The sequence below is a fragment of the Streptomyces sp. yr375 genome, assembly GCF_900110755.1.
In the GTDB taxonomy this organism is placed as follows: domain Bacteria; phylum Actinomycetota; class Actinomycetes; order Streptomycetales; family Streptomycetaceae; genus Streptomyces.
Map to the genome: position 1 here is coordinate 16,357 of NZ_FOFF01000030.1, position 13,228 is coordinate 29,584.

Sequence of the window (13,228 nt, forward strand, 5' to 3'; positions counted from 1 at the left end):
GACCCCATGCCGCCCCGCCCCACCCGCGCCTTCCTCTTCCCCCTGCTGGCCCTGCCCGCTCTCCTCTTCGTCCTGATCACCTGGCAGGTCGCGGTCGACGGCCCCCTGCTGCGCATGGACCAGCGCCTCAGCAGCGCCCTCGTCCACCCCGACCGCGCCTCCGAACTCCTGGCGGACCTGGGCGATGTGCAGGTGGCGGTGCCCGTCCTGCTACTGGTCGCGGGGTATGCGGCCTGGCGGGGGAGGGCGGCGGGCGGGACGCGGTGGTGGGTGCCGTCCGCAGCCGCGCTGGGACTCATGATCCTGGTGCCGCTGATCGTCGTACCCCTGAAGGAGTGGACGGACCGTCCAGGTACGCCCGCAGTGCCACCGGCGACCGGCTACTACCCCTCGGGACACACGGCGACGGCAGCCGTGGCCTACGGCTCGGCGGTGCTGATCCTGCTGCCATGGCTGCGCACGGCGTACGCCCGCCGGACGGCCGTAGCCACCGCCGCACTCCTGGTCCTGGCGGTCTCGTACGGACTGGTCCGGCGCGGCTACCACTGGCCGCTGGACGTAATGGCTAGCTGGTGCCTGTGCACAGTGCTGCTGGGTGCGCTACGACTCTCCCTGAACCGCCTGCGTACGGACGCGGGCCGACCGCGCCAAACCGGCGCACCCCCGCCGCCCACCCGTACGACTCGGACAAGCGACCCATCGGCCTCCCGCCCCTACCGTGGAGCACGGAAACCTCAGGACACCCCCTAAGCGGAAGGGCCGGGACTCGCACATGCCCCAGGAAAAGAACGTGGGGGGCGCCCACGCCTTCTGGCTCGCCGGCCGCCAGGTCACCGGCGAGGACAGCTTCGACGTCACGTCCCCGTGGGACGGCCGGCTCGTCGGCAAGGTGAGCGTGCCGACGGACGCGCAGGTCGAGGAGGCGGTGGCCGCCGCGTACGCCGTACGGGACGAGTTCGCCGCCACCCCCGCCCACGTCCGCGCCGCCGCCCTCGACCATGTGAGCCGTCGCCTCGTCGAGCGCACCGAGGAGATCGCGCAGCTCATCTCCGCCGAGAACGGCAAGCCGATCAAGTGGGCGCGCGGCGAGGTCGGGCGCGCGGTCTCGGTGTTCCGGTTCGCCGCCGAGGAGGCCCGGCGGTTCAACGGCGGCGAGGCGCAGCGCCTCGACACCGACCTCGGAGGTCAGGGCAGGCTCGCGCTCACCCGGCGCTTCCCCAAGGGTGTCGTGCTCGGCATCGCGCCCTTCAACTTCCCCCTGAACCTGTGCGCCCACAAGATCGCCCCGGCGATCGCGGCCGGCGCGCCGATCATCCTGAAGCCCGCCCCGGCGACCCCGCTCTCCGGCCTGGTCATCGGTGACCTGCTCGCCGAGACCGAGCTGCCCGCCGGTTCCTGGAGCATCCTGCCGGTGGCGAACGACCGCATGCCCGCCCTCGTCCAGGACGAGCGGCTGCCGGTCATCTCCTTCACGGGCTCCGAGCAGGTCGGCTACGCGATCATGGACTCGGTGCCGCGCAAGCACTGCACCCTGGAGCTGGGCGGCAACGGCGCGGCCGTCGTCCTCGGCGACTGGGCGAGCGACGCCGACCTGGACTGGGCCGCGACCCGCATCGCGACCTTCTCCAACTACCAGGGCGGCCAGTCCTGCATCTCGGTGCAGCGGGTCATCGCGGACGCCGCCGTGTACGACCGCCTGCTGCCGCGCATCGTCGCCGCAGTCGAGGCCCAGGTCACCGGCGACCCCGCCGACGGCGCGACCGACGTCGGCCCGCTGGTCAGCGAGGACGCGGCCAAGCGCGTCGAGACATGGGTGGACGAGGCCGTAACGGCCGGCGCCACCCTCCTCGCGGGCGGCAAGCGCGACGGCGCTTCGTACGCGCCGACCGTCCTCACCGACGTACCGGCGGACACCAAGGTCGCCCGCGAGGAGGTCTTCGGCCCGGTCCTCACCGTGACGAAGGTGAACGGCGAGGCCGAGGCCTTCGCGGCCGTCAACTCCTCCAAGTACGGCCTCCAGGCAGGCGTGTTCACGCACGACGTCCAGGTAGCCTTCCGTGCCCACCGCGCGCTGGAGGTCGGCGGGGTAGTCGTCGGGGACGTCCCCTCCTACCGCGCCGACCAGATGCCGTACGGCGGTGCGAAGCAGTCGGGCGTGGGCCGCGAGGGCGTGAAGTTCGCGATGGAGGACTACACGTACGAACGCGTACTGGTCCTGACAGGCCTCGCACTCTAACGGGCCGAGCCCCCTAGTAAATGGTAACCATTTTCATATAAGCTCCTCGGAAGAGGCCCGGCACCGATGCCTTCCGGTGCCGGGCCTCAACCGGAGAACCCGACCCGCGCGAGCCGCAGCGCCCCGCGCAACCTGACACGCAGGTCATGGACGCCCTCGGCGCCGAAGGCCGAGTGGACGTCGACATAGTCGTACGCTCCTCCGCCGCCCGAGGCGACGGCCAAGGTGGCCAGGACCGTCCCACCACCAAGCGACAACTCAACGCTGCCGGACCCGGCAACGGTCACAGTGACACCAGCCACCCCCGCCCCCACTCCCGTACCGAAATCGCAGGCACGATAGACGAGTTCACCCGTCCCGTCCGCCGCCCCCTGCACCGGTGTCACCGCGTCGCCGGACACCTTCGTACGGTCGACGATCTCCGTACCGCTCTGCTCGTCGAAGTCGGCGGCCTCCAGACCGCGCAGGCGGACCGGGCGCGGGAGGGACGGCTCACCCTCCAGCGTGAGGGTCCTGCGCAGCCGGACATCCGTACTGGACGCGCCGACGAGCAGGTCATAGGGGCCGGACTCCAGACGCCACCGACCGTGCGCCACGTCCCAGAACGCGAAGTCGGACAACGGGACCTCAAAAGAAATCTCCCCCCGCGCGCCGGGGGCGAGCCGCACCCGGCGATGGCCGAGCAGCTCACGGCGCGGCCGGGTGACCGACGGATCCACCGCGCGGGTGTAGAGCTGGGCGACCTCGTCGGCCGTCACGTCCCCGGTGTTGGTGACGGTGAAGGAGACGTGCACCGCGCCACCCTCGACGCGCGCCGCCAGATCGGCGTAGGAGAACGACGCGTACGACAGGCCGTGCCCGAACGGGAACAGCGGGGTGCCCTCGAAGTAGAGGTACGTCTGACGGGCGCCGATCACGTCGTAGTCGAGGAGATCGGGCAGATCGGCGTCGTCGGCGTACCAGGTCTGGGGGAGACGGCCGGCGGGCGAGACGTCACCGGCGAGTACCCGGGCGAGGGCGGTGCCCGCGGCCTGCCCGCCGTGCGCCGTCCACAGCACCGCGGACAGCCCACCCGGCTCGATCGCGTAGGGGTACGCCGACACGAGCGCCAGCACGGTGTGCGGGTTGGCCGCCCGGGCCGCGGCGAGCAGCCGCTCCTGCTGGGACGGCAGCCGCAGTGTCGTACGGTCCTCGGTCTCCCGGCCGTTGAGGTGCGGGTCGTTGCCCGCGACGACCACCACCACGTCGGCCTCGGCGGCAACCCTGGCCACGGCATCCTCACCGCGCTCGGCGACGACGACCTCAAAAACCTCGGGAACCTCTTCACCCTCCGCGGCAACCCGCACACCGTCGGCGGCGACACGGACATGACGACCGGTCCCCAAGTGCCGCAGGAGGTACCCGTGTTCACGGGGCTCGAGACGGAACGTCTCCTGGACGATCCAGCCCCCCGGCTGGTCGGCGGAGGCACGCAGAAAGCCGTCCTCGGCAACGGACACATACCGCCCGTCGGGCGCGCGCAGCGTCACCACCCCCTCCCCCCAGTCGACGAGCGCGAACTCGGTGCCGCCGACATCGTCGGTGGTGAGCGGAGGAAGATCCGTACGACCGGCGAGCAGAGCGGGATCCAGAGCCCCTTCGGCCCCACGCACCCCGCCCTCCCCCTCCTCCTCGGGCCCGGCAAGGACCTTCAGGAACGCCCCTGTGGAGGTCTTCACCACCACCCGGTCCACGCCTTCCGCGAAGGCGACGCGCTCGGCGCCGAACCGCTCGTACAGCCCTTCCAGCGGCGTGGAGCGGTGGATCAGCGTGCCGCTGTACCAGTCGAGCTTGCACTCGTCGGCGAGCAGCCCGACCACCGCGATCCGGGTGTCCGAGGCCAGCGGCAGCACACCGTCGTTGCGCAGCAGCACGATCGCCTGCTCGGCGGCCTCCCCGGCGAGGGCGCGGTGGGCAGGGGTGTCGAACTCGCCGGTGCTCGCGTGCGGGTCGTCACGCGGATCGAACTCGCCCAGCCGAAACCGCACCGAAAGCTGACGGCGCACCGCCAAGTCGACGTCGGCCTCGGTCAACAGCCCCTGCGCCAGGGCGCCCCGTATCCGGGCGACGATCTTCGAACCGTCGGTGCCGTGGTCGGTGAAGCTGTCCACACCGGCGATCAGCGAGGCGGCCGTCGCCTCCTCGTGGGTGTCGAAGTAGTGCTCGGAGTCGGCCAGATTGGAGGGCGCGCCCGCGTCGGAGCAGACGAACAGATCCTCGTCCGTCCAGGTTCGCAGATGCTCGCGCAGATACGGCGAGACATGGTTGGGACGGCCGTTGACCAGGTTGTAGGCAGGCATCACCCCGGCCACCGCGCCCCCCTCGACCGCGCCGCGGAAGGCGCGCAGGTCGTACTCGTGCAGCACGCGCGGGCGGACCGAGGACGAGGTGACGTCCCGGCCGGTCTCGTTGTTGTGGGCCAGCCAGTGCTTGAGGACCGGGGCCGTGCGCCAGTACGTCGGGTGATCACCGCGCAGCCCGTGCGTGTAGGCGGTGGCGATGGCGGAGGTCAGCCGGGGGTCCTCCGAGTAGCCCTCCTCGTTACGGCCCCACAGCGGGTGGCGCAGCAGGTTGACCGTGGGGGACCAGACGTTGAGGCCGACGCGGTCGTCGTGGGCGCGCATCGCCCGGACCTCCTTGGACACCGCCTCGCCGACCCGGCGCACCAGCTCGGTGTTCCAGGTCGCGCCCAACCCCACGGCCTGCGGGAACACCGTGGCGGGACCCATCCAGGCGACGCCGTGCAGCGCCTCCTGGCCGGTACGGAACGCGGCGATGCCGAGCCGCTCCACGCCGGGTGCGAACTGGTGCAGGAAGGAGACCTTCTCGTCCGGGGTCAGCCGCGACAGCAGATCGTCGATGCGCTTCGCGAAGGGCAGTTGCGGATCGCGGAAAGGCGGCGGGGGCGTCGTGTGTGCGGTCACTTGGAGAATCCCTTTGCGATGGAGCGGGAAGGTCCTTTCGAAGCGCTTCGATGCTCATTCGACACATGGGCGAGTGTCAAGAGGACGTCACCGCCAATCCATTCAGCACAAGCAAACGCGTAACCCCCACCTCCTCGCAGGAATCTCGTAACCGACCCTTGTGCACCCCAGGTCATTCACTTAACCTCGCAGCAACATCGAAGCGCTTCGACAGAAAAGGGGCGTGGCCTTCCGGGTCGGCAGGGCACCCCGACGCGCCCGCGGGTGCCAGTCCACGGGAGTGGGTCGTGGCGGTGTGGCGCAGTCCGTCGCTTAGTTCGTCACCGTCTCGTCGGACTGTGGCAGCGGGCAGCCGTATGCCCGACACGCGACGGACTCGCCGCACCGACACGACCCCGACCCACCCACCAACCGCAGCCGCAGCGCGCGTATCCGGCCGAGGCATCCCGTACGGAGAAACAGCCTGATGCCAAACGAGCACCAGCCCCCGACCCTGGCCGACGCCACCCGCGGCCGCATCCTCTTCGGCGGCGACTACAACCCCGAGCAGTGGCCCGAAGAGACCTGGCAAGAGGACGTCCGCCTCATGAAGGACGCCGGCGTCAACTCCGTCACCCTGGGCGTCTTCTCGTGGGCGAAGCTCGAACCCGAGCCGGGCGCAAGGGAGTTCGGCTGGCTGGACCGGCTGATGGACCTGATGCACGACCACGGCATCGGCGCGGTCCTGGCCACCCCCACCTCCGCCCCACCCCCGTGGCTGGGCCGACTGCACCCGGACACCCTGCCCCGCGACGAGAACGGCGACGTCGAGTGGTGGGGCGGCCGTCAGCACTTCTCGCACTCCAGCGCCACCTACCGCCGCTATGCCGCCGCCATCACCGAGGACCTGGCCGCCCGCTACGGCGGCCACCCCGCGCTCACGATGTGGCACATCAACAACGAGTACTGCACCGCCGATCACGGCGACGAGGCGGCCGCCGCCTTCCGTCGCTGGCTGCGCGCGAAGTACGGCACCCTCGACGCCCTCAACACCGCCTGGGGCGCGGCGTTCTGGAGCCAGGGCTACGACACCTGGGACGGCATCCTGCCCGCCCGCCGGCCCCACTACCTGAAGAATCCCACCCAGGTGCTCGACTTCCGGCGCTTCACCTCCGACGCGCTCCTGGAGTGCTACGTCGCCGAACGCGACATCGTCGCCCGGCACACCCCGCACATCCCGGTCACCACCAACTTCATGCCGCTCTTCATCGGCCAGGACGCCTGGCGCTGGGCCGAGGAAGAGGACGTGGTCTCGGTCGACCTCTACCCCGACCCGCGCGACCCCCTCGGTGCCCAACACGGCGCCCTGGTCCAGGACATGACCCGCTCCCAGGCCCGTGGCGGCCCCTGGATGCTGATGGAACAGGCGGCCGGCGCGGTCAACTGGCGCGGGGTGAACCACCCCAAGCCGCGCGGCCTCAACCGCCTCTGGTCCCTCCAGGCGGTGGCGCGCGGCGCGGACGCGGTCTGCTACTTCCAGTGGCGCCAGTCCCGGCAGGGAGCGGAGAAGTTCCACTCCGGGATGGTCGGCCACGCGGGCGAACAGGGCCGCAGCTACCAGGAGATAAAACAACTGGGAGCAGAACTGTCCCGAATCAGCAAGGAGATGACGAATCATCAGAAGTCGACAACCACCACCGCAGACATAGCGATCCTGCACGACTGGCACGCGTGGTGGGCCGGGGCCCAGGAGGCCCGCCCCTCCACCCACGTAGACCACGCGACCGTCCTGCACGCCTGGCACCGCGCGCTGTGGGAGGCCCACCACACCACCGACTTCGCCCACCCTGAGCACGACCTCACTGGCTACAAGCTGGTCGTGGTCCCCCAGTTGTACGCGATGACGGACGCGGCGATCGACAACCTCCTCGCCTACGTCCACGGCGGCGGCACCCTCGTGGCCGGCTTCCTGACCGGGGTGGCCGACGAGGACGACCGGGTCCGCCCCGGCGGCATGGACGCCCGGCTGCGCGACCTGTTCGGCATCCGCACCCTGCACGAATGGTGGCCACTGGAGGCGGGAGAGAGCATCGAGACCGACGGCTTCCGCGCGACCCTGTGGTCGGAGGAACTGGAAGCGGCCGAAGCGGACACGGTGGACACCGTCCACGTCTACAAGGGCGGCGAACTAGACGGACTGCCCGCGGTTCTGCGCAACGGCCGTGCCTGGTACGTCTCCACGCTCCCCGAGCCCGACGCCTTCCGCGCCCTGCTCGCCCGCGTCGCCGCCGACGCGGACGCCCACCCCGTCCTCGAAGGCCTCCCACCCGGCGTCGAGGCTGTCCGCAGGGGCGACCTGCTGTTCCTGCTGCACCACGGCCGGGACCCGGTCACCGTCCAACTCCCGGGCACCCACCACGACTTGCTGACCGGCACGACGATCACGGACGAAGTCACGCTAGGCCGCCACGCCGTGGTGGTGTTGTGCCCATGACCAACCCCGCACCCCCCGCCCACCCCCTGCACGGCACCTTCGAGTACGAGCCCGCCGCCCGCTGGGAGGACGCCTTCCTCAGCGGCAACGGCCACCACGGCACCCTCACGTTCGGAGACCCGTACGACGACCGGGTCATCGTCACCCACCACTCCCTGGTCCGCCCCAACGGCGCAGAACACGCTCGCCCGCCGGAACTGGCAGCCGAACTCCCCGCGCTTCAGGACAAGTTGCTGGCCGGAGAGTGGGAGGCGGCAGAGAGCTTCACCGACCACCGCCCCCTCCAGTGGGTCCAGCCCTTCCACCCGGCCTTCCAGATCAGACTGACCCAAGCCCCCTCGAACGACCCGCGCCGATACCGCTCCTACCGCCGCTCCGTCGACTTCACCACCGGCGAAACAAGGGCCGCCTGCGCGGACATCACCAGCCGCCTCTTCGTCTCCCGAGCCGACGACGTGATCGTCCATCAGATCACCGGCCTGGACCTGGACATCTCCCTGGACCACCGACTCCCGGGCGCACCCGCCGACCTGGCCGTCGGCCAGAGCTCGGCCCGCACCCCGGACGGCGCCCTGCTCACCCTGCACGCCCGCTACCCCGACAACGACAGCGACCGCGCCTACACAGGCGTGACCCTGGTCGTCACCACCGGCGGCCGCACCGAGCTGATCCAGTCGGGCGTGCGCGTCACCGGCGCGGACTCCGTACTGCTGCTCACCCGGGTACGCCGCCACACCGGCGACCTCGACATCACGGCGGAACACCGTGCCCTGGACGGCAACCTGCCGCACTCCTACGACGACCTGCTGGACCGCCACCTCCCCCTCCACCGCCCCGCCTACGAACGCGTCACGCTCGACCTGCAAGCCGACCCGGGCGAGCGCGCCCTGCCCGGCTCCGAACTACTGGAACGCCCCCGCAGCACGGCCCTCCTGGAGCGCCTGTTCGCCGCCGGCCGCTACCACCTCCTGTCCTCCTCCGGCCTGAACCCGCCCCGCCTGCCCGGCCTGTGGACCGGCGACTGGAACACCGCCTGGGCCGGGGCGTTCACCCACGACGCGAACCTCAACCTCCAGACCGCCTCGGCCGCCTGCGCGGCTCTCCCCGAAGTGACCGACGCCCTAGCTGCTCTGATCCACCGTCAGATAGACGACTGGCGGGAGAACGCTAGAGCGGTCTTCGGCGCCCGGGGCGCGGTCGCGCCCGCGCACAGTGACGGCGAGTCCGGCCTGACGTACCACTTCAGCCGCGAGTACCCGCTGCACCTGTGGACCGCCGGTGCCGACTGGCTGCTCAAACCCCTGGTCGACCACGACGAGACACAAGGCACACGCGACCCGCGCACCGCAGCAGCCCTAGCCGAAGTAGCCCATTTCTACGAGGACTTCCTCACCCGCACGGACCCCGACGACTGCGACAACCCGGACGCCAGGCTGGTCATAGTCCCCTCCTACTCGCCGGAGAACCGCCCGACAGGCGCAAGCTGGGGCGCCCTCAACGCGGCAATGGACCTCTCGGCCGCCCGGCACGCCCTACGCACCGCAGCCACCTACCACCCGAACAACCCGGACGCCCCCACCGACCCAGATGCCCCCGCCAACCGCTGGCGAGCCCTGGCCGACCGCCTCCCACCCCACCGCATCAACGCGGACGGCGCCCTGGCCGAATGGGCGTGGCCAGGCCTGGACGACACCTACGACCACCGCCACCTCAGCCACCTCTACGGCGTCTGGCCCCTGGACGAGATCAACCCCTACGACACCCCGCGCCTCGCGGCCGCCGCCCACCGCGCCCTCGAACTGCGCGGCGCGGAGAACGACTCCGCGCACGGCCACCTCCACCACGCGCTGATCGCGGCCCGGCTGCGCGACGGCCACCGGGTCGCCCACGCCCTCGGCGCGGTCCTGGACGGCGACTTCTTCCACGCCTCCCTGATGAGCGCCCACTACCCGCGCCGCGACGTCTACAACGCCGACGCCGCCCACACCCTGCCCGCCGTGCTGATCGAGGCGCTGGTCCAGTCGACCCCCGACCGGCTGGTCCTGCTCCCGGCGCTCCCGTCCGCTCTCCCCACGGGCGAACTCCGGGGCGTACGCACCCGGTTCGGTGCCGAACTCGACCTCTCCTGGGGCCCCGAAGGCGCCCGGGCCGTCCTGAAGCCGCACCGCACCCATCGCATAGAACTCCGGACTTCCTCCGACGGCGACGGCGACGGCGAAGCCCAGCCGCTCGACCTAGTCGCCGGAGAAGACCACGTCATCACCCTGGAGACGTGGTAACTCCCCCCACCCATGGAAGGGACGCCATGGCAACACACACCCCCACCCCCACCCTCGGCAGGTTCGCCAAGATCCTGCTGGCCCCCACCCTCGCCCCCGTCCTCGCCCTCGGCGCCACCGTAGGACTCGCCGCCGCCCCCGCCCAGGCAGCCGTCTGGAACACCTGCGACCAGTGGGGCAACACCAGCCTGAACGGCTACACGCTGTACAACAACATCTGGGGTTCAGGCGCAGGCAGCCAGTGCACCTGGGCCAACTCCGGTACGAACTGGGGTGTTTGGGCCAACCACCCGAACACCGGCGGCATCAAGTCGTACCCCAACGCCAAGAAGGTGATCAACAAGACGATCACCTCGCTCGGTTCGCTGTCCAGCAGCTACAACGTCACGGTCCCGTCGTCCGGCGCGTACAACACGTCGTACGACATCTGGGACACGGACTACGACTACGAGATCATGCTCTGGGTGAACTACAACGGCGCGGTCGGCCCCCTCGGCACCTCCCAGGGCAATGTCACCCTCGGCGGCCACACCTGGACCGTCTACAAGGGGAACAACGGCTCGAACGAGGTGTTCTCGTTCCTGCGCACGTCGGACTCCTCGTCCGGCACCGTCGCCATCCTGCCGATCCTCAAGTGGATCAAGGACACGAAGGGCTGGTTCGGTAACGAGACCATCGGTGACGTGCAGTTCGGCTACGAGATCACCTCGTCCTCGGGCGGGCTGGACTTCGTGACCAACAACCTCACCGTCAGCAGCAGTTGAGGTCGGGGCCGAGGCCGGCGGGGCGTTCCTATGCCCGGTCGACCTCGGCCCGCAGCGCGTTGTAGTCGGCGAACGCCGAGTCGACGTCGGCGCGGGTCAGCCCGTACCGGGCCAGGTCGTAGCTGTGCGGCCGGGTGCCCTTGGGCCGGGCGGCGATCTGCGGGAGCCGCGCCGCGTCGGCGTCGGTCCAGCGGGCGCCGATGGCGTCGTACAGCTTCGGGGCGCCGGTGGCCGGGTCGGCGCCGAGCCAGGAGTACGGGACGTCCACGAGCGCCTCGCGGGGCACGGCGGCGCGGGCCGCGAGGCCGCGCCGCACGGAGCGGCTCAGCAGGTCCAGCCAGGTGGCCCCGAGGCCGGGCAGGTCGAGGGGTCGCAGGGTGATGGCCATGCCGTGCTCGATCAGACTGCAGAACGACGCCACGACGGCGGCCGGTTCGCGGTGCGTCCACACGAGGGTGGCGTCGGGGAAGACCTTGAGCAGCGCGTCCAGGCTCTCGGTGTGCAGCGGGGACTTCAGCACCCAGCGACGGCGCGGCCGGCCGTACTGGAGCACCTGGTAGATCTGCTTGAGGTAGGCGTAGTCGGGGACGAAGTCCCGCTCGTCCAGCGCTGCCAGGTACGCGGGGATACGGGCCTGGGACAGCGGCATGATGGTGTGCGGGAGGGCGAAGGTGCACTCCTCGGGGCCCTCGGCGGTCATCGGGTGGATGTCGCGGTAGCGCGGCGAGAACAGGTTGATGCCGCCGACCATCATGCGCGCGGCGGCGACCGCCTTCTTGCGCTGCTCGGGCGTGCCGTCCAGATCCGGTGTCAGCAACTCCCACAGGCGGGGACATCGGTGCTGCTCGGAGAGGGACAGCACCCCGTGGGTGAGGGTGGTCGCGGTGCGCGGCAGCCCCACCACGAACACCGGCCGCTCGATGGGCTCCTGGGCGATCAGGGGCTGCTCGGCGATGAGCCGCCGGACCCGGGCGCGGTTGGCGAGATGCCTGCGCACATGCCCCTGTGCGGACCACCAGCCGACCGGCGTGAGGTTCTCGTCCCGGGCCCAGCCGCGCAGCAGCATCCGGAAGTCGTCGACGAACTGCCCGTCCCCGTCCGGTCGTTCGGCGTCGGCGAGGAGCCGGTCGAAGGCGAGGTCGGGGGTGTGCCGGGAGCGGTGGCCGGGCCGGAGCAGCAGATTGGCCAGGGTGAGGGCGAGCGGGGGCGAGGACATGGGCGGAACACCCTTCACGAGGGGCGGGCAGTGGACGGGTGGTCCTTACCCACCCAACTGCCTTTCCGCCCACGGGAGTTCACACGAAACGCAGCCGTTACACCCGACGCGTCGGGCGAGCCGGGCGAGCGAGTCAGACGGGCGTTTCAGACGGGCGTTTCAGGCGGGGCGCGGTTTCAGTCGGAGGGCACAGAGCCGGCGGCAGCGGAGACAGGCGCGGCCGGCGCCGGCCCCGTGCTGGCCCGGACCGTCAACTCGGGCGCGATCAGCACGACTTCGTCGCTGCCGCGCCCCTCCAGCTTGGCGACGAGGCGGTCCACCGCGTGCCGGCCCATCTCCTGGGCGGGGATGGCGACCGACGTCAGCCGTACCGAGGCCTGGACGGCGACCTGGTCGGGGCAGATCGCGACCACCGACACGTCCTCGGGCACGGCCCGGCCCTGCTGCCGCAGCAGCGCGAGCAGCGGCTCCACCGCCGCCTCGTTCTGCACGACGAACCCGGTGGTGCCCGGCCGTTCGTCGAGGATCCGGGCCAGTGTCACGGCCATCGCGTCGTACCCGCCCTCGCACGGCCGGTGCAGCAGCCGCAGGCCCAACTCCCCGGCCCGGCCGCGGAGTCCGTCGAGGGTGCGCTCGGCGAAGCCGGTGTGCCGTTCGTAGACCGCGGGCGCTTCGCCGATGACCGCGATGTCACGGTGGCCCAGCGTCGCGAGGTGCTCCACGCACAGCGCGCCGGTCGCCGCGAAGTCCAGGTCGACACAGGTCAGCCCGGAGGTGTCGGCGGGCAGTCCGATCAGCACCGACGGCTGGTGGGTGGAGCGCAGCAACGGCAGCCGCTCGTCGTCGAGTTCGACGTCCATCACGATCATCGCGTCGGCGAGCCCGCTGCCGGTGACGCGCCGGACGGCGTCGGAGCCCTCCTCGCCGGTGAGCAGCAGGACGTCGTACCCGTGCGTGCGCGCCGTGGTGGCCACCGCGATGGCGATCTCCATCATCACCGGCACATACATGTCGGTGCGCAGGGGGATCATCAGCGCGATGATGTTCGACTTGCTGCTGGCCAGGGCGCGGGCGCCCGCGTTCGGGTGGTAGCCGAGGTCCCGGATGCTCTGCTCGACCCGCTGCCGGGTGGACGTGGAGATGGACCGCTTGCCACTGAGGACATAGCTCACCGTGCTCGCCGAGACTCCGGCGTGCTGGGCGACCTCGGCGAGGGTGACCATCCAGCTCTCCAAGTGGTGTGAAGCGCTTCGACAGTGCGCGGGACGAACAGGGGCGGGTGGGGTGGTTCGACAGT

At 70.9% G+C, this 13,228-nt stretch carries 8 protein-coding genes; 5 read left to right on the plus strand and 3 right to left on the minus strand.

What is annotated here, in order from left to right; all coding sequences use genetic code 11:
- Positions 1–6 precede the first annotated feature (6 nt).
- Both BMZ82_RS25690 and BMZ82_RS25695 read left to right on the plus strand, forming a co-directional pair.
- Positions 7–750 carry a phosphatase PAP2 family protein gene (locus BMZ82_RS25690; protein WP_093779767.1) on the plus strand — a complete coding sequence of 248 codons (744 nt, stop codon included), beginning with the start codon at positions 7–9 and terminating at the stop codon, positions 748–750.
- Positions 751–772: 22 nt separating this feature from the next.
- On the plus strand, positions 773–2,236 hold the full coding sequence (locus BMZ82_RS25695) for an aldehyde dehydrogenase family protein (RefSeq protein ID WP_093779768.1): 1,464 nt from the start codon (positions 773–775) through the stop codon (positions 2,234–2,236).
- A gap of 86 nt (positions 2,237–2,322) precedes the next feature.
- On the opposite strand, the gene BMZ82_RS25700 is transcribed toward BMZ82_RS25695, so the two are convergent.
- Complete coding sequence (locus BMZ82_RS25700) at positions 2,323–5,199, minus strand: glycoside hydrolase family 3 C-terminal domain-containing protein (RefSeq protein ID WP_093779769.1); 2,877 nt, start codon at positions 5,197–5,199, stop codon at positions 2,323–2,325.
- A gap of 466 nt (positions 5,200–5,665) precedes the next feature.
- Between BMZ82_RS25700 and BMZ82_RS25705 the strand changes: the two genes are divergently transcribed.
- The 3 genes from BMZ82_RS25705 to BMZ82_RS25715 are packed head-to-tail and all read left to right on the plus strand — an operon-like array spanning position 5,666 to position 10,715.
- Positions 5,666–7,672, plus strand: coding sequence for a beta-galactosidase (locus BMZ82_RS25705; protein ID WP_093779770.1), 2,007 nt, complete (start codon positions 5,666–5,668; stop codon positions 7,670–7,672).
- Positions 7,669–9,951, plus strand: a complete 2,283-nt coding sequence (locus BMZ82_RS25710; protein ID WP_093779824.1) for a glycosyl hydrolase family 95 catalytic domain-containing protein — start codon at positions 7,669–7,671, stop codon at positions 9,949–9,951. Before BMZ82_RS25705 ends, BMZ82_RS25710 begins: the two co-directional genes overlap by 4 nt.
- Before the next feature lie 26 nt (positions 9,952–9,977).
- A complete protein-coding gene (locus BMZ82_RS25715; protein WP_256252108.1) occupies positions 9,978–10,715 on the plus strand; it encodes a glycoside hydrolase family 12 protein in 738 nt (245 codons plus the stop codon).
- Between the two features lie 28 nt (positions 10,716–10,743).
- On the opposite strand, the gene BMZ82_RS25720 is transcribed toward BMZ82_RS25715, so the two are convergent.
- Positions 10,744–11,931, minus strand: coding sequence for a sulfotransferase family protein (locus BMZ82_RS25720; protein ID WP_093779771.1), 1,188 nt, complete (start codon positions 11,929–11,931; stop codon positions 10,744–10,746).
- Positions 11,932–12,107: 176 nt separating this feature from the next.
- On the minus strand, positions 12,108–13,154 hold the full coding sequence (locus tag BMZ82_RS25725) for a LacI family DNA-binding transcriptional regulator (RefSeq protein ID WP_093779772.1): 1,047 nt from the start codon (positions 13,152–13,154) through the stop codon (positions 12,108–12,110).
- Positions 13,155–13,228: the final 74 nt, after the last annotated feature.

What these genes read in the sequence shown, in the direction of transcription:
- BMZ82_RS25690 (WP_093779767.1), top strand. Translation starts at nt 7, where the DNA reads ATGCCGCCCCGCCCCACCCGCGCCTTCCTCTTCCCCCTGCTGGCCCTG.
- BMZ82_RS25695 (WP_093779768.1), top strand. Translation starts at nt 773, where the DNA reads ATGCCCCAGGAAAAGAACGTGGGGGGCGCCCACGCCTTCTGGCTCGCC.
- BMZ82_RS25705 (WP_093779770.1), top strand. Translation starts at nt 5,666, where the DNA reads ATGCCAAACGAGCACCAGCCCCCGACCCTGGCCGACGCCACCCGCGGC.
- BMZ82_RS25710 (WP_093779824.1), top strand. Translation starts at nt 7,669, where the DNA reads ATGACCAACCCCGCACCCCCCGCCCACCCCCTGCACGGCACCTTCGAG.
- BMZ82_RS25715 (WP_256252108.1), top strand. Translation starts at nt 9,978, where the DNA reads ATGGCAACACACACCCCCACCCCCACCCTCGGCAGGTTCGCCAAGATC.
- BMZ82_RS25720 (WP_093779771.1), bottom strand. Translation starts at nt 11,931, where the DNA reads ATGTCCTCGCCCCCGCTCGCCCTCACCCTGGCCAATCTGCTGCTCCGG.
- BMZ82_RS25725 (WP_093779772.1), bottom strand. Translation starts at nt 13,154, where the DNA reads ATGGTCACCCTCGCCGAGGTCGCCCAGCACGCCGGAGTCTCGGCGAGC.